Genomic DNA, 19888 nt, shown 5'->3' on the forward strand with positions numbered 1-19888 from the left:
CCGCCCAGCTCTTGACGATCACCACCAGCAAAGCTGGTCCCGCCACTAAGGCCCCAGTCACCAAGCGCGCACGTTCACGTGAGGCAACGAATCAGCCTTCGCGCGCATCTTGACATGAGGCAACAGGGACGGCCAACTTATCCGGCTGTGGATAGATTCGGGTTTGGGGATAACGCGCCGTCGCGACGGAAAGGGCATCCGTGACCACACCGCACCGAGACAACGTCCTGCTCGTGCACTGGCACGACCTCGGCCGCCATCTCGGCGCCTACGGCCACGCCGACGTCCATAGCCCCCGGCTTGACCGACTGGCCGAAGAGGGCGTCCTTTTCACCGCCGCCCACGCAACCGCCCCGCTGTGCAGCCCGTCCCGAGGGTCGCTGTTCACCGGCCGCTACCCCCAATCCAACGGACTGGTCGGGCTCGCGCATCACGGCTGGGAGTACCGCGCGGGAGTCCGCACCCTGCCGCACATCCTCGGTGAGAATGGTTGGTACACCGCTCTTCTCGGAATGCAGCACGAGACGTCGTTCCCGGACCGGCTCGGCTTCGAGGAGTTCGATGTGTCCAACTCGTACTGCGAGTACGTCGTCGAGCAGGCCACCCGCTGGCTCACCGACCCGCCGGACAAGCCGTTCCTGCTCACCGCCGGGTTCTTCGAGACGCACCGGCCCTACCCCCACGACCGCTACCAGCCGGCCGACCCGCACGCGGTCTCCCTGCCCGAATACCTCCCCGACACCGCCGACGTCCGCCAGGATCTCGCGGACTTCTACGGATCGATTTCCGTCGCCGACGCCGCCGTCGGCCAGCTGCTGGACACGCTGGAAGCCACCGGCCTGGACCGCAGCACCTGGGTGGTCTTCGTCACCGACCACGGGCCGGCGCTGCCCCGTGCCAAGTCCACGCTCTACGACGCGGGCACCGGCGTCGCACTGATCGTCCGGCCGCCCCGGAACGCCGACGTCACACCTCGGGTCTACGAGGAACTGTTCAGCGGTGTCGACCTGGTCCCGACCCTGCTCGAGCTGCTCGGCCTCGACGTTCCGCCGGACGTCGAAGGACTCTCGCACGCAATGCAATTGACGGCTCCCGACGAGCAGCCGGTCAGGACTGCGGTCTACACGATGAAGACCTACCACGACTCGTTCGACCCGATCCGGGCCGTCCGCACCAAGGAGTACAGCTACATCGAGAACTACGCGCCGCGACCGCTTCTCGACCTGCCGTGGGACATCGCCGACAGCGCGCCGGGGCGTGAAGTCGGGCCGCGGGTACGAACCCCGCGTCCTGAACGTGAGCTCTACGACCTGACCAACGATCCCACCGAGCAACACAATTTGCTGGGCGCAGAGGTCAGCGATACCGCCGACGCCGTGAGCACCGAGTTGGCACTTCTGCTCGACGCCTGGCGACAGCAGGTCAAGGACGTCATTCCGTCGGACTTCGTGGGCACCCGTATCGCCGACCGCTACACCCAGACGTATGCGCGAGTTCAGGGGATCCAAATCCCAAGCCGCTCAGCGAATGCCGCTGAGCGCGGCATCGACCACGCTCGCAGCTCCACGCAAGAGTTCGACTCACGCTGATCGCAAATACCAGGGCTGCCGCGCTCCCGGTTTCCGGTTAAGCTCTCGCGCATGTCAGCCAGTTCGACGGCGTATCTCGTGCTCGCGTCTCAGCGCAGCGGCAGCACGTTGCTGGTCGAATCCCTGCGCGCCACCGGCGTCGCCGGCGAGCCCGGCGAGTTCTTCCAGTACCTCCCGACCACGAGTCAGTCACCCCAGCCGCGGCAGTGGTTCGAAGGCGTCGAGGACGAGTCGATCCTGCGTCTGCTGGATCCCACCGACGAAGGCAAGCCCGACCTGGCGCCACCGGAGATCTGGCGGGACTACATCCGCACCGTCGGGCGTACGCCGAACGGGGTGTGGGGCGGCAAGCTGATGTGGAACCAGACCCCGCTGCTGCTCCAGCGGGCCGCGGGTCTGCCGGACCGCTCCGGCACCGGACTGCTGTCGGCGATCCGTGACGTCGTCGGTAGCGACCCAGTGCTGATTCACGTTCACCGCCCCGACGTTGTGTCCCAAGCGATTTCGTTCTGGCGCGCGGTGCAGACGCGGGTCTGGCGCGGACGGCCCGACCCCAACCGCGACGCGCGCGCCGAATACCACGCCGGCGCCATCGCGCACGTCGTCAGGATGCTGCGCGAGCAGGAGGCAGGGTGGCGTAACTGGTTCGCCGAGGAGAACGTCGAGCCGATGGAGGTGCCGTATCCGGTGCTGTGGCGCAACCTGACCCAGGTCGTCGCCGAGGTGCTGGAGAAGCTCGGCCAGGACCCGCGTCTGGCCCCGCCGCCCGCACTGGAACGGCAGGCCGATCAACGCTCTGACGAATGGGTCGACCGGTACCGCGCCGACGCGGAGAGGGAAGGGCTGCCGATCTGACCGGTCACTTCACCTGGGCGACGACGAATATCCGGCGGAACGGAAAGAACGTGATTCCGTCGGCGCGTTTCGGGTAGTGCGCGTCGAGTACCGGACTCAACTCGGCGCGGTACCGCTGCCAGGCGCCCTCGGTCAGCCGTTCCCGTACCTGGGTTAGCGCGGTACCGGTGATCCAGTCCAACACCGGTGTTTCACCGCGCAATTCGTGTACATAGGTGGTCTCCCAGGCATCCACGGCACAACCGGCGTCGGTGAGCAGACCGGCGTACTCGGCCGGGGTTCCCACCACGTCCGCGTCCCGCCACGGCATGTCGGCCAACGCCTCGGCGAACGGGTCGCGACGGGCCACCTCCCGGATCGCGGCGTGCGACGGGGCCTCGAAGTTGCCCGGCACCTGGAACGCGATCCACGACCCGGGTTCCAGCTGCCCGGCCCAGCGCACCAGCAGATCGCGGTGTCCGGGCACCCACTGCAGCGCGGCGTTGGCGATCACCACGTCGGTGCCGGGTTCGGGCGCCCAGTCCGCGATATCACCCAGACGCGCGTCTACCCCACGTTCGCACGCCGCGGCCACCATCTCCGCAGAAGTGTCCCAGCCCGCCACCTGCGCGTCCGGCCAGCGCATGGGCAGCACCCCGGTCAGATTGCCCGGGCCGCAGCCCAGGTCCACCACCCGGCGCGGGGCGTCGGCCCCGACCCGGGCCAGCAGATCGAAGAACGGCCGCCCGCGGTGGTCGGCGAAACTCAGGTAGACGTCGGGGTCCCACATACCCGCCGATTCTGCTCCCCCACGGCGGTGTCATCATCGACTCGATGGATGAACCCGAATCGGTCCGGCGGATATGGCAGGCTCTCGGCCTCCCCGGCATCGTGGATGTGCACACGCACTTCATGCCGAAGAACGTGATGGACAAGGTCTGGCAGTACTTCGACGACGCGGGTCCGCTGATCGGCAGGCCGTGGCCGATCACCTACCGCAGCGACGAGAACGACCGGTTACGCACCCTGCGCTCGTTCGGCGTGCTGGCCTTCACGTCGCTGGTCTATCCGCACAAACCCGAGATGGCGGCGTGGCTGAACCAGTGGGCGGCCGGCTTCGCCGCGGACACCCCGGACTGCCTGCACACCGCGACGTTCTTCCCCGAACCGGGCGCCGCCCGGTACGTCACCGCCGCGCTCGACTCCGGCGCCCGCGTGTTCAAGGCGCATGTCCAGGTCGGCGGCTACGACCCGGCGGACCCTCTGCTCGACGCCGTCTGGGGCGTGATCGAGGACGCCGGCGTCCCGGTGGTCATCCACTGCGGATCGGGCCCGGCCCCCGGCCAGCACACCGGGCCCGCTCCGATTCGGGCCGTCCTCGACAGGCATCCCCGGCTGCGGCTGATCATCGCCCACATGGGTGGCCCGGAATATCGCGAGTTCCTGGATCTCTGCAACGAATTCGAGCAGCTGCACCTGGACACGACGATGGCGTTCACCGGCTTCATGGAGGAGAAGATGCCGTTCCCGGACGCCGAGTACGGCCGGCTCCGCGACATGGGGCACCGCATTCTGTTCGGCAGCGACTTCCCCAACATCCCGTACGGCTACGCACATGCACTGTCCGCACTCACCGAGTTGCCCGGGGTGGACGATTCCTGGCTGCGTAACGTGTTCCACGACAACGGGGTTCGGTTGTTCGGCCCAACTGGGCCCGACACCGGGGCTACCATCGGGCCGCAACCGGTGAGAAAGGCGGCGCCGTGACCGAATCGCAGGCTCCCGTGGAGGCGCCGCTCATCCCGGTTCCCGACGTCCCCGGCGCCGACGCCACCGCCCGCGGTCTGCCGCGCCGGGTCGACCTGACGTGGCAGCAACGCCTGATCGTGGATTCGTCCGCGATCGCCGACCTGGCGCTGCGCACGTCGATCGCGTCGCTGCTCAGCGCCACGATGGTGCCGTCGGTGGCCGGCGCCCTGCGCAGATCGGACACAAGGGCCGAGCGTGAGCATCTGCGCTTCTACGCCGAGCTCGCCGCCGCCCAGGATCCGCAGACCTCGTTCCCGGCGCCGCAGTCGCCGCCCCGGGTGTCGTCGCGGCCCGCCAATCCGGTCGCGGAATGGGTCGCGCGCGGCAACGTCCGCAACATCCGCTTCCAGAGCAGCTTCCAGGCCGTCAACCCCGCACTGCGCGACCAGTGCGCGGGATTCGTCCGCAACAACGTCGTCCACGCTCAGCACTGGCGCCACGACGACGGCCCGCGCCCGACGCTGTGTCTGATCCACGGATTCATGGGATCGGCATACCTGTTCAACGGGTTGTTCTTCTCGCTGCCCTGGTTCTACCGCAGCGGTTACGACGTGATGCTGTACACGCTGCCGTTCCACGGCCGGCGCGCCGAGAAGTACTCACCGTTCAGCGGGCACGGCTACTTCGCGCACGGCATGGCGGGCTTCGCCGAGGCGATGGCGCAGGCGGTGCACGACTTCCGTTCGGTGATCGACTATCTCGAGTTCACCGGCGTGGACCGGATCGCGCTGACCGGGATGTCGCTGGGCGGATACACCTCGGCGCTGATCGCCAGCGTCGACGACCGCGTCCAGGCCGTCATCCCGAACGTCCCGGTCGTCACCCCGGACCGCACCGTGGACGAGTGGTTCCCCGCGAACAAGGTGGTGGCGCTGCGGGACTGGATCGCCCGCACCGACACCGAGCTCGTCGACGCGGCCACCATGTACTCGTCGCCGCTGAACTACCGGCCGCTGGTCCCGAAGGACCGGCGGCTGATCATCGCCGGCCTCGGCGACCGGCTGGCGCCACCCGAGCAGGCCGAGATGCTGTGGCGGCACTGGGATCAGTGCGCCTTCCACTGGTTCCCGGGCAACCACGTGCTCCATGTCAGCCAACCCGACTACCTGCGCCGGATGACCCGCTTCCTCGGCGGGTTCATGTTCGACTGAGCACCGGCGGCACCGGGCGGGTGGGACCGGGCAACCGCTGATCCGAAGCCGGTGCCAGCGCCGCCAACGCCGCGGCGTGCCGGCCATGTTGCGGGCTCAGCCCCGGCAGCGGCGCCCGGGCTCCCGGTCGTTGAGCGGTGCGCACGGCACAGGCCGCCGCGAACTCGGGTCGCGTTCTGTCCCCGGTGAATTCCACAGCGGTCCAGAGCTCGACCGCGTCGAGGTCCCGGACCGCCGAGAGCATGTCGTCGAGTGGTTCGTCGGAGACGAGCGCGTATGCGGCGAGGTAGCCCCGGCCGTCCTCGACACTGCGCCACCGCTCCTTGGCTTCATCCTGGAGCGGGACCGCCGCGGTATCGTCGACCGACACCTCCCACCCGGTCTCACGCAGGTGGTCGGCGAGCCGACGAGCCGCCAATTCTGCGGTGTCGCGCAACGGGATAGCAGCCGACCGGGCCGACAGCGCCGCGATGTTACCGGCCGCGCCGAGGGTGAGTCCGACCCAGGTGATCCGGGTTCCGTCCGCCTCCCGGCTTGTCACGCGGACCTTGTCGAACCTGATGCCGTAGCGGTCCAGGTAGCCGGCCACCAATGTCAATGCAGGCTCGGCGGTGTCCGATGGTTCAAGCCGTAGCACGACGGTGACGTACTCGTCGGACCTGGAGTCGTCGCGGATCCGTCCGCCCCGCAGCAGGATCGCCAACCGCCGGCCGACGATGGTCGTCACATACCGGCCGCGCCAGCGGGCGAACAAGACGATGACCGCAACCACGGCCACACCGAGCAGCCATCGGTGTGGAACGGTCTGCCACGGGTAGGCCATCACGGCCGGTACGACGAGCAACGCGGCCAGGGTGAGCCGGACGGTCATGACGACGTTTCCTTCCTTCTCGCGCTTGATACCGCTACGGCGAGCACCACGAGCGCCAGCACCCCGGCCCCGGTGAACGCGACCGCGCGCGGGACGGGATCATGCGGCGGCGGTGGCGGCGGTGCGGCGATCGGCTTGACCGCCGCGGGGTCGATGTCGTTGGTGTCGGGCACATTCCAGGTCAGCGCTGCCACGGGGTCGACCCGGCCGGCGCCGACGAGGTTCGACGGGGATCGGGCCGCCGACTGCGCCGTACCGGTCAGACGCTCGATCACCTGCCGTGCCGGCAGCTCCGGAAACCTGCTGCGCACCAACGCCGCGACGCCGGCCACGTATGCCGTCGCATAGCCGGTACCGCGAACGGGGTCGATCCGGTCCTGTTCTGCGGGCAGGCCGTTGGCCAGGCCGCCGGTGTCGTCGTTGCTCACGGACGTGATGTTCTCCCCCGGTGCGGCGATGCCGACCCAGGGCCCGGCCATCGTGAACGACGACGGCCGCCCGTCGGATCCGAGCGAACCGACCGACAGCACATACTCGTGCCACCACGCCGGTATCGACACGGCCGAAACCCCGGACCAGTTGCGCGGATCCGCCGGCAGCGCCGGATCGGAGGGCGGATTGGATTCGCATGCGGGACCGTTGTCGCCGGCGGCAGCGACGATCACCACATCCTTGTCGACTGCGGCGTACCGCAGTGCCGCGCCCAGCCCGTCCTGATCGAAGTTCTTGCCGACCGGCACACAGGTCACCGCGGAGATGCTGATCACCCGGGCGCCCTGGTCTGCGGCGCGCACAATCGCAGCCGCCATCGCCTGAGTGTCGAGTGCCGCGCGGGTGAGGGCCGGGTCCTCACCGCCATCACGGGGCGCGTACCGCGGCGATGCCACGCGGATCGACAGGATGCGTGCGTCCGGTGCGACACCCGAGAAGCCATCTGCGCCAGGCTGTCCGGCGATCAGTCCAGCGACGAGCGTGCCGTGCCCGTCGCAGTCGGTCAGGCCGTCCCCGGAGGCGACATAGTCACCGCCGGCCTCGACGTCGGGCAGCCGGGGTCCGGGCCTGACCCCGGTGTCGAGCACCGCGACGGTCTGCCCCTCGCCCCTGCTGTGGGTCCAGGCCTGGGACAGATTCAGCGCGGACGCATTCACGTCAGAGGCAAAGGGCTCGGTCCCCGGGATAGCGGTGCTCGTCACACACGGATTGCGTTGCGCCAGTGCCCCGATCGGGCCCGCGCTGCCGTTGGGGGTGGGGGTGGCGGGGTCGACCTGAGGCGGCGGAATGGCACCGGCCGGCGCTGCACCGACCGCCAGCATCGTGACCGTCACCGCCAGCGCGGCACTCGCACGCCGCATCAGAATCCGTTCAGCGCCCAGGCGAAAAGCCCGACGAGATAGGCCATCACCGGGATCACCGACGCGTCCACGGCGGCGGCGGCGAAGCCGAGCAGTCGGCGCATCGGCAGGGAGTAGGTCTCCGGTTCGGCGATACGCGGGTTCAACGCCGCCACCACCCACGCCGCGACGACGACGGCGAACGCGCCCGCAGCCCACCACGCCGCATCGTATCGGCCGGCCGCCGCGAAGACGGCGGACAGCACGGCCGAGATCAGGAACGGCTGAGCGAGCAGCCACGCCTTGCAGGAGGACGAATCCCACACGCGGGCACGCAGCACCGCACCGAGCGCGGTCGCGCCGACCAGGAACCATGCCCACGGCGACGTGCTGCCTTGGCCGGCGACGCCGGGCCACACGACGAACACCGAACCGGCCACACCGAGCAGCACACCGGCGGCGATGAACCCGGTCTGGTGCGCGTCGCTCGCACGGATGCGGCGCGGCAGGTCCTCGAGCACCCGGCGCGACGGCGCCGACGGTGCGGGGTCGCCCGGTGCGGGGATCACCGGCACGGGCAGCCGGGCGCAGATGGCCGACAACTGCGCCGCCTGCACCGTGACGATCAGCGCGACCACGATCAGGATGCAGCCGATGTGGACCGGCGTCAGGGTCCAGATCGCAGCCGCCGCGGAGACCAGCAGCACGCCGAGCGCGGACGCCGCCGCGGCGGTGAACAACGCGATGGCCCGCTCACCGACCGTGATGCTGATGATCGACCACGCCGCCACCCCGGCTGCGCCGAGCACGATATTCGAGGCGCCGAATTCGCCGGGCACTGCCAGTGTGAAGGCCGCGGCCACCGAGGGCAGCGCCGCAGCGGCAAGCGCGGCGGCCAACCGCGGCGAGTTGGCCCGGGCCACCAGCGCGCCCAGCACGGCGCCGACTGCGACCGCGCTGACCGCGAACAGGCCGATCATCGAATCGGTGAACACCCGGTGGGCGACGGCGAGGGCGGTGGCCGCCAGGGTCAGGGCGATCACCGCCGCGGTGGCGCCGCGCCGGATGTGCCCTTGTCCCCAGGGCTTCTCACGGGACGCCGAGAAGATCATCGCCGCGTCGGCGATGTCCTCGACGATGCGAGGCGCCGGCGGACCTGCTGGAATCGGCTGCAGCGCAAGCAGATCGCCGTCGACGACACCGACCGTGTTCAAGGTCGCGTCCAGGCTGAAGGGCGCACCGCCGATCGGTGCGAGGCTGAGTCGGCCTGCCGTGCCGTCGTCGTCGCTCGGCGTCACGATGCGCTGCACCGCCGGAACGATCTCGCGCAGCGGGAGATCTGCGGGCAGCGCGATCTCGGTGATGCGTCCGCCGCGGTCCGCGGCGTCCTCGTCGCCCACCGCGGCGGTGAGGACCGCGACGCGGACGATCGGCATCACGGCGCCGGCCGGGCCGAGGGTGTTGGTGTCTAGCGGTGGCATATCTCTTCTCTCTGGCTTCTGCTGTCGAAGTCTCTGGTGACGGACTGGTCGGGGAACCAGGGTCCGTCCGGGAGCGCAGCGGTCAGCCGCTCCACGGCGGCGGCCACGGCCACCGGCTCCCCGGGTGTGAACGTCGAGATCCACTCCCCGTCACGGGCTTTGGTCGGACTGACCAGCACTCGGCCCACCGCGGTGTCGACAACGCTGACACCGACGTCGGTGCTGACGCGGTGCCCGTCGCGATGCTGACCGGCCACGATCTCGACGTAGGTCCGGGCCTGTTCGAACGCGGCCACCACAACAGGGCGCGCGGACGGGGGGACACCGAGGTAGTCGAGCAGGTCCCGCGCCGTGGCACCCCTGCGGATCTGGTCGTCGGCCTTGGCCCCGACCCGGGCGGGCAGCGAGAACTCTGTGAACCGCGCGGGCGCGCGCCCCGACAGGCCGACGGTCAGCACCGGAACCAATGCCTGTGGATGGTCGATCTGCATCTCGGTCAGGGTGATCAGCCCGCCGCTGCGCAGCGCCACGACCGTGCGCATGGCGTCGCGGGCGATGATGCCGCGCAGCATCGCGCCGCGCTCCCCGACGAATCGGAGCTCCAACCACTGCGTGGGCCGGCACACCACCCGGATCCACCGCGCCACCGCGGGATCGATCACCCGGTCGGCAGTCATGACGCTCAGCCGGGCCAGCCGCTCGAACTGTTCCCGCTCGAACTGTGCCCGCTGTGAGTGGTCGCTGTAGGGCGGCGTGATCGCCAGCACCCACGGGAACGTTCCCGCCCCGAGGATGTCTGCGAGAAACCAGGCCGCGTCGGCGTTCAGCTCGACGGCATTAGCGTGCACGGCTACCGGTCAGCCCCACTTGGCGCCTTCGGCCTGATCGCGTGCGGCCATCGACGTTGTGTTCATCTCGTGGGTACTGGCCATCGCGCGGTAGGCCCGGACCAATTCCTCCAGGGCGCCGTTCCACTGCGCCTGCCAGGCCTGGTAGGTCATACCGGTATCGCCCTGCCAGGCGCTCTGCAGCGCGGTCTGCTCGCTGGCGATGTCAGCACCGACCGCGTGCAAGGCGCCGGCGTAGCTGTTCATCTCGCCGGCGTGCGCGAGCATCGCCGGGTAGTTGTACATGATCTGTGACATCGAGGTCTCTTTCCGCTGAGGTGTCGGTCGGCCGGGTCAGATGGCGGTGTAATTGCTTGCGGCGGCGGCATCTTCGGCCACGTAGGAGGCCGCTGCATCACCGATGTTGGCCTGCGCGAGGTCCAGAAGGGCGTTGATCTTGGCCGAGGCCTCCACGAAACGGGCGTGCGCGGCCTGAAACGCCGCCGACGACTCGCCCATGTGAAAGGCCTGGGCAGACTGCGCCGCCTGTTCGGCCTGGGCAATCGTGCTGCGCATCAGCGCGGCCTTGGCACCGAACGCCGCCTCGGAGGCGACCAGTTGCGGGATGTGAGCGTCCAGCATGCTCATTGAGAGTCCTTTCCATTGGATCCATCGTGGTGGTTGCGGTGCTCGTCGGGTTCGGTGTTCGGGTCCCACGTGCCCGGGAGCATCGGCGCTTTCGGGCCGCCGCCGAACGCGTCGCCGGCCAGCGTGGTCAGGCCGCCGGCCTGTTCACCGTCCTTTGACACGGTGCCGGCGAAACCCATCGGCCCTGCGCCGCGCTCGGTCGCCGCGATGCGGGGTTCCTGTCGTGCCGGCGGCTCGTCGTCGGGCTCAGGCTCATAGTCGGCGAACGCGTCGGCATAAGCGCGGCCGGTGATCTCGTCCTTCTGTCTGCGCCGGCGCTTGCGACGCTCGGCCGCCGAGGCGGCGATGCCCGAGGCCGCCGCCGGGATACCCGACGACGGGGCTTTGGCACTGCTGGAATCGCGCACTGTCGGCGAGAACCCCGAACCTGGGTCGCGGCCGGCCACCGCGTAGGGCACAAACGGCGCGGCCGCGGCGGCGGGAGCGCCCGGTGCCGGTGCCGTCCCCGTCGCCACCGTGCCCGCCGTCGCCGCAACGCCGCTCGGTGCCGGCGGAGCCGAGATGGCGACCGCGGGATTCGGCTGGTCGGCGCGGCTGGGAGCCGGCGCAGACGATGCGGCGGGTTCCTCGGCGGGTACGTCCGCGGCGGGCGCCGGAAGCCTTTCCAAGAGGTAGGCACCCACGCCGAGCACGATCGCCAGCGTGGTCGCCACCAGCGGCAGAAGAATCAGCGACGGGTACAGGATCGACGCGCCGACCCATGAGACCGCCTGGTAGGCCACGGCAGCCAGAAACGGGCCCCAGGTGATCAGAGCCTGCGCCGGGTTGGTGAGGAAGTCGGTGATGAGCCTGATCGTGTTGCCCAGGGGGTCGCTCAGGAAGTCGAAGATCGGCTCGAAAAGGAACCTCAGCACTTCGCCGTAGGCGCGGATGAGGTCGGCGATGATGTTGGACAGGTCGAGCGCCGACCCGGCCTCGGCGGCCTGCAGCTGGGCCCCCATCTGCGTCATGTCCGCCATCGCCCTGCCCGCCTCCCCGACGCCGGGTGCCAGCACGAACGGCGCGGGTGTGGCGGTCGGCGCGGCGGCCAGCGCGGCACTCGACACCGCCTGGTAGGTCGCCATGGTGGTGGCCGCCTGGATCCACATCCGGACGTAGTCAGCCTCGTTCAGTGCGATCGGAATGGTGTTGATGCCAAGGAAGTTGGTGGCCACCAGCACGGCGTGAGTGGTGTGGTTGAGTGCCAGCTCGGGCAGGGTGGGCATGGTGGCCAACGCGGTCGAGTACGCGGCCGCCGCGGTCTCGTGCTGCACCGCCGAGGCCGCGCCGGCCGCGCTCTGCTGGGCCAGCCATGCCAGGTACGGCGTGTGCGCGGCGACGTATTGTTCCGAGCTCGGGCCCTCCCACGCCCCGGCCTGTACGCCGGCCAGAATCATGCTGAGTTCCGCTGCAGCCGAGGCATATTCGGTGCTCAATGACTGCCACGCCGCCGCCGCGGCGAGCATCGACCCCGGCCCCGGGCCGCTGCTGAGCAGCGCCGAGTGCACTTCGGGCGGCAGTGCCATCCAGACCGGCGAAGTCATGCTCAGCCTCGGGCGATCAGGTAGGACGATGCGGCCATCGCGTCACCGCCGGCGTAGCTGGCGGCCGACTCGCCGACGCCGATGCCGGACCGCCCGAGTTCATCGACGCCCTGGGCCGCCACGGTCTGGTGTTCGGCGGCGTTGGCGCTGAACCCGGTGGCGGTCTGCAGGGACACCGCGTCGGCTGCCGGCGGCAACACCGCGGTGACCAGCGGCGCGGCGGCGGCGTGCGCCGCGACCATCCGGGCGGTCAGTGCCTCCACCGCCGCGGCGGCCGCCGTCAGGCCTTCGGGGACTACGCGCAGGGTCATCAGCTGTATTCCTTTCCGCTGTGGCCGGATCGGGCGGCCGTGTCCTCGGCGAGGGGGTTGACGAGCTGGACGAACGTCGGGCTGTCTGCATCATCGAGCAGCATCGCCCGCCCGGCCGGGAGCCGGGCGAACCGGTGGCCACGGATCTTGCCGCTGTCCTGGGGGTTGCAGGACAGCAGCAGCGTGGTGGCCTGCAGATCGTTGAGGCGCCGCAGTAACGGCGCGGTCATCACCGCGTGCGCCGAGCCGGCCGCGCGGGCGGTGACGATCACGCGCAGGCCCAGGTCGGCGGCCTGGGCCAGCAGTCCGATCAGCGGCGTCCAGGGACGGTGCCCCGCGAACGGGCCGCTGACGGCGGGACCGTCCGGGATCTGGTCGACGTCGTCGATGATCAGGTAGTGCAGGTGGTTGCCCGCACCGTTATCCGCCGCCCGGAAGTCCCAGCGACTCAGCTCCTGCGGGTTCAGACCTGCTGGTGGACGCCGCTTTTCGAGTAGCGCCGACAGTCCGAGCATGGCAGGGGTGATCCGGTCGATGTTGGGCGTGTACTCGTTGTCCGGGAAGAGCGGTTCGTCGACCAGCTGCAGCCGCCGGTCGATCACGGTGAACGCGACCTGGTCGGGGTGGGAGTTCTCCCGCACCGTGCGGATCAGGTGCCGCAGAAGGGTGGTCTTGCCGGTCTTGGCGTCGCCGAACACCATCATCAGCGGGTTGTCGCCGAAGTCGACGGTGACTGCGGCCAGGTCCTCTTCGCGCTGGCCGACCACCACCCGCTCGGCTGCCGGGTACAGCGTCGGGAACGCGGCCGGCGAGAGGTCGGTGGGCAGCAGCCGTACCGGCGGCGCGCTCTGGTCCGGGTAGCGGGCGTTGAGCGCGGGAATGGACTCCAGCGCCGGGGCGGCGAACAGGAAGTGCTCGGCGGCCATGGTAAGGCCACGCCCGGGCTGATCGGCGGGCACGCTCTCGGCGGGCCGGCGCAACGCTGCGTCCTTGGCCGCCACACGCACGTTGCTGTCGCGCGCGTCGTGCAGCCGCAGCTCCAGCCGCAGCCCGAGGCCGTCGCGCATCGCCAGCGGCACCTCGAGCCAGTTCGGAGTGGTGAGCACGACGTGGATGCCGTAGGACAGACCGGTGTTGACGAGCTCGGTCACCTTCGCCAGCAACGGGTTCCGTGCGTTGAACGTGTCGGTGTTGTCGCGGCTGAACGCGTACAGGTTGTCGATCAGCAGGAAGACCTCACCGTACCCGTCGCGATATCCGCCGTTGCCCGTGGTCGCGCCGTGTCGCTGACGGAGCCGCAGCAGCTGCTCGAGCTCGCCGAACGTGCGGCGGATCCGCTCGGGCTCCAGCGGGGAGGCCACGCTTCCGACGTGGGCCAGGTTCTCCAGCGCGCGCAGCTGGCCGCCTCCGTAGTCCAGGCAGTAGAAGGACACCTCGCCGGGGGCGTGCAGCGCCGCGGCCGACAGCACGAAAGTCTGCAGCGCGCTGGACTTCCCGGACTTCGGGCCGCCGTGGATCACCATGTTGGCCGCCGCCGACGTGGCGTCGAAGACGAGCGGGTCGCGGCGCATCTCGAATGGGCGGTCGATCTCGCCGAGCGGCCAGCGCCACTGCCGCGCACTGACACCGGAGCGCTCCAGCACGTCGCGCAGCGCGATCGGCTCGTCCAGCGGGGGCAGCCACAGCTGGGGTGCGCGGGGCCCGTACTGCGCGAGCTGTTCGCCGATCGTGGTGGTCAGCTTCCTTGGGGGCAGCACCTCGACGTCTGCGCCGTCTTCGACGATGACCGTGTCGGGTTCGGGATCGACCCATCCCGCGCTGAAAAGCTGGGGTTTGGGGATCGCGTGCACCACGACGGACCTGTCGACCCGCGGCGGTTCATAGATGCCGTCGACGTAGGTGCTGCGGAACTTGATCGGCAGTGCGCCCGGTGCAGGCACCAGGAAGCCCTCGCCTTTGTGTTCGCGGCCGGACTCGATGTGATACGCGTCCTCGACACCGATGATCTGCCGGGACACGCTCGGGCTGGCCACCTTCAGACCGATGCGGTACGAGGTGTTCTTGTCGATGTCCTTGATCCGCCCCACGTCGAGCGTCTGCGACGCGAACAGCAGATGAATGCGGAACGAGCGGCCCTTGCGGGCCACGTAATCGAACAACTCGGCGTACTCGGGGTGTTCGGCCAGCATGAGAGTGAACTCGTCGGCGACCACGAACAGCGTGGGCAGCGGCGGCAGGTCATGGCCTTCTGCGATCGCGTTCTCGTACTCGGTGACCGAGTTGAACGCGCTGCCCTGGATCCGGCGGCCGCTCTCCTTGAGCAGCTGTTCGCGCCGGGCCACCTCACCGCGCAGCGTGTCGGCGAATCGATCTGCCAGCGAGCGCTTTTCGGCCATATTGGAGATGACGGCCACGACCTGCGGGAAGTTACGGAAGATGTCCGCACCGGCCTCACCCTTGAAGTCGGCGTAGATCACGATCAGCCGGTCAGCCGGGTGAGTCGTCAACAACGACAGCAGGATCGCCATCAGGGTCTGTGACTTGCCCGACCCGGTCATGCCGATCATCAGGCCGTGCGGGCCCATCCCGCCTTCGGCCTCGTCCTTGAGGTCGAAGATCAGCGGTTCTCCCGTCGCGGTCACCCCGATGGGTACCCGCAGTTCGTCGTCCCGGTTGCGGGGCGCCCACAGTGCCGCGACGTCGAGCGCCGACGCATCCGGAATGCCGAGCAGCGTCGTGAACGCCGCGCCCCCGGTGCTCGCGGACCGGCCGTGGTGCGGGTTGGAGTCCCAGCGGGCCAGCCGTCGCGCGACGTGCCGGGCGTCCTCGGCTGCCATCCGGTCAGCGGTGTCGACGTAGGGCGCCCAGCTTCCGTTCTGCCAGCGCGAGATCCGTCCTGCGGCGACGCGCAGGACGGGCCGCTCCGGATCGGAATACTGGTCGCGGTCGGGGTCCCGGTCGGTGCGGTGGATCACCGTCACGCCGGCCAGCCCCCGGCCGATGAACTGGTCGGGGTCGGCGTCGGGGTCGTCGAGCACGACGAGCAGGTGTTTGGCGTCGGCCGGGCCGTCCCCGGTGAACGGTCCCCGTTCGGCCAACGCCGGGGCCAGCAGCGCGCGCAGCGCGGCGGCGTCGGTGGCCAGATAGCGGGCCGTGCCGACACCGTCGACCTGTCCCGGGATATCGGTGTGCGGCAACCACTTCAGCCATGACCACGAGTCGGACTCCAGCCGCGCACCCGCGAAGGCGACGCCGAGCACCGACGGGTCGTGCCAGGTCACGGCCTGGGTGAGCCAGGCCCGCACCGCGCCGACGACCGCGGCGTCGTCCCCGGTCACGGTGATCCGTGCGACCCTGGTCAGGTCGAGGCCCGTGGGCGCGTCGTGGACGGTGCGCTGGGTGTCGAGAAGGCTTCGTAACGTGCTGTGCGACACCGGTTCCAGGTCGATCTCATCGGCTGTGTCCTTGACCCGCAGCGTGGTGGCCAGCGGCTGGTCGTGCAGTCCGGCGCGCAGCACCAGGAAGTCGGGGTCGTGCGGATCGCGTTCCCACTGCCGGCGGGTTCCCGGGACAGCCACCAGTGCAGCCGGTTCCGGATGCGACCACTGTAGCGCCGCGCGCTGTCCGTCGGCATGCGCGCGTACGTTGTCCCGCACCACCGACAAGTAGCGCAGGTAGTCGGCGCGTTCGGCGTCGACCTCCTCGGTGCGCATCTTGTTGTCGGTCCCCCGGTACAGCGCGGTCGCGGCGAGCAGCAGCACGAACGGGAAGAACAGCATGGTCGGCGATATCATCCGCAGCCCCGTGGCCACGAGCGCGACGATCATGCCGACGATCAGGATCACGATCAGGTACGGCAGCGCCCGCCGCAGCAGCGACGGCGGGACCACCCGCGGCAGCTCCGGGGGCGGCTCGATGGTGATGGTACCTTTCGGGACCGCCGGCGCCGGCACCCGCTTGCGGTGCTCGAAGATCAGCCTGCTCATGGTTTCTCCAACGCAGAGGTGGTCTCCAACCGGGCCGGTGCCGGGTTGGGGGCCAGCGAATCGTGGGCCAGCAGCGCGTCGGTGCGCGACAGCGTCGGGCCGGCGGCGAACTGGGACAGCACCGACGACGGGATGGGCAGCGGCGCGGTGGTCAGCCCTAGCGCGGCCACGGTGTCGATTTCCCCTTCCGCGGCGCCGCCGCCCGTGTCGATGCCGTAACGCACCCCGGTGTCGCTGATCCAGAACAGCGCGCCGCCGCTGTCGACGAAGTAGCCGGTGCCGGGCGCAAGCGCGACCCGGTCGGCGGGACCGCCGGGGGTTCCGGAGCTGACCAATTCCACGGTGCGCACCCCGTCGGCGACCGGCAGCACCGCTCCGGACAGCAGTGTCAGGGAACTCTCCTGTGCGCCTTCCGGTTTGGACCACGCCGCACAGATCACCGGGTCAACGGTCGCGTCGACGAGCGTGATCCGCTGCGTGGGATAGGCCCCGGTGTCGATGCCGGTGGCCTCCGGGATCCTGGCGACGACGTCTGCGTCGAGCCGCGGCGGCTGTGCGAGACCGTAGGAGTTCGCATTGCGCAGGATCGCGGCCACCACCGGCGAAACCGGCTGCAGACCGTCGGCGAGAACCACATGGTGGCGGATCGCGTTGTCGGTGTCGTAGGACACGACGACCGCGCCGACCGGAAGCGGTTCGGGCAGCGGGGCGGCCGACGGCAGTCCGGCTCCCGGGATCGCCGGGACGGTCAGCTGCGGCGCCTCCGGGATCGCGTTGAACAGCCCCGTTGCGATCGGTTGCGGCGCAGCGACATCCACGCCGATGCCGAGGCCGCCGGTGACGGCGCGGTCGGCGAGGTCGATCGGGCTGCGCCTGCCGTCCCACAACAGCCAGGTGCGGCCGCCGTTCTCGACGAGCGCCGCGTGCCCGGCAGGCAACGCGGCGGCACGCTCGCCGCCCTCGGCGGGGCGGCCGGCGATCACGGTGACACCGGTGACCGTGCCGGCGACCGCGTCGCAGACCGTCCAGTACGCGTCGCGGGTGGTGTTGGCAACCATGCGCTCCGGCGCCCCCGGGATGCCGATCATGTTCCCGCGCGGGAAGCGGTCGAGCTCGCTGCTCTTGACCATGGCCGGGTTGTCGGGACGACCGGTGATCAGGCGGGCCGAGGTCAGGTTCAGCACCGGGTGCAGCTGCTCGCCGAGCCGGACGTACAGCGCCGCGGTGTCGCGGTCGGCCAGCACCGCGTCGGTGCCCGCCGCCCCCGACGGACGGATCAGAGAGAACAGGAAGCAGCCGATCAGTCCGGTGACCAGGATCAGCGCGCCCACGAGCACGGAGCGGGACTGGGTGCGCAGCGGGTCGACCAGCATCCTGGTGTCGTGCAGTGCTACCCCGGATGCGATGCGGCGCATGACGAAACGCCAGCCGGTGACCTGGTGACGGGTCACGAAGCCGCGCCGGTAGGCGACGCGGTCGGGATTCTCGTTGTCGGGGGTGCGGGAGGCGAACGAGCGGCGCTCCTCCTCGGGCGTACTCACCGCTGCTCCGAAAGCTCTTGCGGCATGGACAGACCGAGCCCGCGCAGCAGCGGGCCGGCCGAGTTTGACATATCGGTGGCGGTGATCGTCATCAGCTCGTCGTCGGTGAAGTCGTCGTGGTCGGAATGATCGAGCCGGTACTCACGCTCCTCCTCGGAACGCTCGACGAGGTTACGCACGAAGCGGCCGTTGCCGGCGATGTCGAGGCTGCGTCGGTTCACCCCGTTGGCGTCCGGCGTGGTGGCCTGCGCCAGGTACTCGAACAGACGCTCCATGTCCCTGCGGGCCGCGTCCTCGAAGCGCGAATCACGCTTCTCGGCCATGCGTGTGGCGATTTCGACGAGCTCCTTTCCTGAATAGGACGGGAAGTCGATGCTTCGGGTGAACCGTGACCGCAGACCCTCGTTGGTGTCGAGAAACGTGTCGAGGTCCTTGCGGTAGCCGGCGACGATGACGACCAGCCGGTCGCGGTCGTTCTCCATCCGGGCCAGCAGCGTGTCGATGGCCACCAGGCCGAAGTCGTTCTTGGCTCCGGTGGAGACCAGCGCATAGGCCTCATCGAGGAACAGCACGCCGTCCAGTGCGCTGTCGATGATCGCGTTGGTCTTGGCCTCGGTTTCACCGATGTGCTGACCGATGAGGTCGGCGCGGTGCACCTCGCGCACGGTCTCCTTCTTCAACAGGCCCAGACCGCAGTAGATCTTGGCGACCACGCGGGCGATCGTGGTCTTACCGGTTCCGGGCGGGCCCGCGAACACCAGGTGGTTGGTGCGCTGGGCGACGGCCAGGCCGCGCTCCTGGCGGCGGATCGCCATGGCGACCGAGCTTTTCAGGCGGGCCACCTGATACTTGACCTCGTCGAGACCGATGAACTCGGCGAGCTCGGCCTCGGCCTCGACGAGCAGGTGAGCCTTGCGGTCCTTCGCGCCTGGGTCGACGAAGTCCGCCTCGCCGGGTTCGGTGTCCGGGTCCCACGGGTTGCTGCGCGCCTCGATGCGCGCCGCCGTCGTGGTCGGGATCCCGAAACTGTTGTCGGACAACGCCTCTTCGATCTCTGCGTTCTCCGGATTGGCGGCGTAGAGCTCCTGCAGCAGCTCGTGGGCGTCCTCGTCCTCACCCTGGGCGCGCAGCGCCAGCGCCTTGACCAGCGCGCCGTCCACGGCCGCGACGGCCACGGGCCCTTCGGGCCGCTCCAGGTGGGACAGCGCGGGGGCGAACATGCCCAGCCGGGCCAGCGCGGTGCCGAGTGCGACGCGGACCGCGTGTGCGGGCGTCTCGTCGAGGGACTGATCGGCCACCAGCGGGGTCAGCATGCGCACCACATCGGACCAGCGCGCGGTCCGGTAGTGCAACACCGCGCGCACCCACCGCGCCTCCAGCCAGCCCGGCCGGCGTTCCAGCAGGCCGGCGATCAGCTCGTCGGCTTCTTCGTAGCGGGTCGCGTCGCACAGCCGCACCGCGTAGGCCAGCGCGAAGTCGTCGCGGGTGCATGCGAGGAACCGGAGGTACAGGCCGGTGTCGTAGTGGAAGCCAAGCGCGCCGGGAGCCAGCTGGGTCTCCCGCTGCAGCACCCCGAAGGTCGCCGAAGTTTGCCACACCGCCTCGATGACATGCGGTGCGTCGTCGCCGGCGGCGGCCAGCCCGACCCACGCGTCGCACTGGTCGTGCGCGATGCGCGTCAGCGCCGCGAAACCGCTCCGGGCGGCGGCCGGATCGGCCGGTCGCCGGCGGTCGTGCACGGACAACCCCAGCACGCGGCAGCAGGTCGCGAACCGGCTGACGATCTCTTGATCGACGCGCAGGCTGCCGGCCGGAACCGCGATCGTGTCACTTCCGAATTCCATGAACTGTGTTCGCGGTGCCGGACCCTGGTGCTGTCAGGATCGCGCTCCCCCGCATCTCCTTGCGACGACTTCGGTATGGCTA

The 19888-nt window shown here is 69.9% G+C and carries 16 protein-coding genes; 4 read left to right on the forward strand and 12 right to left on the reverse strand.

Features of this window, described 5'->3' with window-relative positions; genetic code table 11:
• Window positions 1–200: 200 nt before the first annotated feature.
• Window positions 201–1589: a sulfatase family protein gene (locus ACTWP6_RS24315; protein WP_443189002.1), complete on the forward strand. Its 1389-nt coding sequence runs from the start codon at window positions 201–203 to the stop codon at window positions 1587–1589.
• A 51-nt stretch (window positions 1590–1640) separates the two neighbouring features.
• The gene (gene stf0 / locus ACTWP6_RS24320; RefSeq protein ID WP_260756534.1) at window positions 1641–2444 is read left to right on the forward strand and encodes a trehalose 2-sulfotransferase; all 804 of its coding nucleotides are present in this window, start codon (window positions 1641–1643) and stop codon (window positions 2442–2444) included.
• Window positions 2445–2448: 4 nt separating this feature from the next.
• Here the strand turns inward: stf0 and ACTWP6_RS24325 are convergent, their stop codons facing one another.
• A complete protein-coding gene (locus ACTWP6_RS24325; RefSeq protein ID WP_443189003.1) occupies window positions 2449–3213 on the reverse strand; it encodes a trans-aconitate 2-methyltransferase in 765 nt (254 codons plus the stop codon).
• Window positions 3214–3257: 44 nt separating this feature from the next.
• Between ACTWP6_RS24325 and ACTWP6_RS24330 the strand changes: the two genes are divergently transcribed.
• Window positions 3258–4190, forward strand: a complete 933-nt coding sequence (locus tag ACTWP6_RS24330; RefSeq protein ID WP_396884921.1) for an amidohydrolase family protein — start codon at window positions 3258–3260, stop codon at window positions 4188–4190.
• A complete protein-coding gene (locus ACTWP6_RS24335; protein WP_260756532.1) occupies window positions 4187–5383 on the forward strand; it encodes an alpha/beta hydrolase family protein in 1197 nt (398 codons plus the stop codon). The genes ACTWP6_RS24330 and ACTWP6_RS24335 overlap by 4 nt, the downstream gene beginning before the upstream one ends.
• On the opposite strand, the gene eccE is transcribed toward ACTWP6_RS24335, so the two are convergent.
• Genes eccE through eccA form a run of 11 tightly spaced genes read right to left on the reverse strand, consistent with a single transcriptional unit; the run spans window position 5370 to window position 19806 of the window.
• On the reverse strand, window positions 5370–6254 hold the full coding sequence (gene eccE / locus ACTWP6_RS24340; RefSeq protein WP_260756531.1) for a type VII secretion protein EccE: 885 nt from the start codon (window positions 6252–6254) through the stop codon (window positions 5370–5372). The two genes, ACTWP6_RS24335 and eccE, sit on opposite strands and share 14 nt — an antisense overlap.
• Complete coding sequence (gene mycP / locus ACTWP6_RS24345; RefSeq protein WP_313901368.1) at window positions 6251–7606, reverse strand: type VII secretion-associated serine protease mycosin; 1356 nt, start codon at window positions 7604–7606, stop codon at window positions 6251–6253. The genes eccE and mycP overlap by 4 nt, the downstream gene beginning before the upstream one ends.
• Window positions 7606–9066 carry a type VII secretion integral membrane protein EccD gene (gene eccD / locus ACTWP6_RS24350; protein WP_260756530.1) on the reverse strand — a complete coding sequence of 487 codons (1461 nt, stop codon included), beginning with the start codon at window positions 9064–9066 and terminating at the stop codon, window positions 7606–7608. The genes mycP and eccD overlap by 1 nt, the downstream gene beginning before the upstream one ends.
• The gene (locus ACTWP6_RS24355; RefSeq protein WP_260756529.1) at window positions 9054–9914 is read right to left on the reverse strand and encodes an ESX secretion-associated protein EspG; all 861 of its coding nucleotides are present in this window, start codon (window positions 9912–9914) and stop codon (window positions 9054–9056) included. The genes eccD and ACTWP6_RS24355 overlap by 13 nt, the downstream gene beginning before the upstream one ends.
• A 9-nt stretch (window positions 9915–9923) precedes the next feature.
• The gene (locus ACTWP6_RS24360; RefSeq protein WP_260756528.1) at window positions 9924–10211 is read right to left on the reverse strand and encodes a WXG100 family type VII secretion target; all 288 of its coding nucleotides are present in this window, start codon (window positions 10209–10211) and stop codon (window positions 9924–9926) included.
• Between the two features lie 36 nt (window positions 10212–10247).
• The gene (esxG, locus tag ACTWP6_RS24365) at window positions 10248–10541 is read right to left on the reverse strand and encodes a type VII secretion system protein EsxG (protein WP_260756527.1); all 294 of its coding nucleotides are present in this window, start codon (window positions 10539–10541) and stop codon (window positions 10248–10250) included.
• Complete coding sequence (locus ACTWP6_RS24370) at window positions 10538–12124, reverse strand: PPE family protein (protein ID WP_443189004.1); 1587 nt, start codon at window positions 12122–12124, stop codon at window positions 10538–10540. Before ACTWP6_RS24370 ends, esxG begins: the two co-directional genes overlap by 4 nt.
• Window positions 12125–12126: 2 nt before the next feature.
• Window positions 12127–12435, reverse strand: coding sequence for a PE family protein (locus tag ACTWP6_RS24375; RefSeq protein ID WP_443189005.1), 309 nt, complete (start codon window positions 12433–12435; stop codon window positions 12127–12129).
• Entirely contained in the window at window positions 12435–16421 is a 3987-nt protein-coding gene (eccCa, locus tag ACTWP6_RS24380; RefSeq protein ID WP_443189006.1) for a type VII secretion protein EccCa, read from the reverse strand. The genes ACTWP6_RS24375 and eccCa overlap by 1 nt, the downstream gene beginning before the upstream one ends.
• Complete coding sequence (gene eccB, locus ACTWP6_RS24385) at window positions 16418–17962, reverse strand: type VII secretion protein EccB (RefSeq protein WP_443189007.1); 1545 nt, start codon at window positions 17960–17962, stop codon at window positions 16418–16420. The genes eccCa and eccB overlap by 4 nt, the downstream gene beginning before the upstream one ends.
• A complete protein-coding gene (gene eccA, locus ACTWP6_RS24390) occupies window positions 17959–19806 on the reverse strand; it encodes a type VII secretion AAA-ATPase EccA (protein WP_443189008.1) in 1848 nt (615 codons plus the stop codon). The genes eccB and eccA overlap by 4 nt, the downstream gene beginning before the upstream one ends.
• Window positions 19807–19888: the final 82 nt, after the last annotated feature.

It is taken from the genome of Mycobacterium sp. 4D054 (assembly GCF_052245755.1).
Taxonomy (GTDB): Bacteria; Actinomycetota; Actinomycetes; order Mycobacteriales; family Mycobacteriaceae; genus Mycobacterium.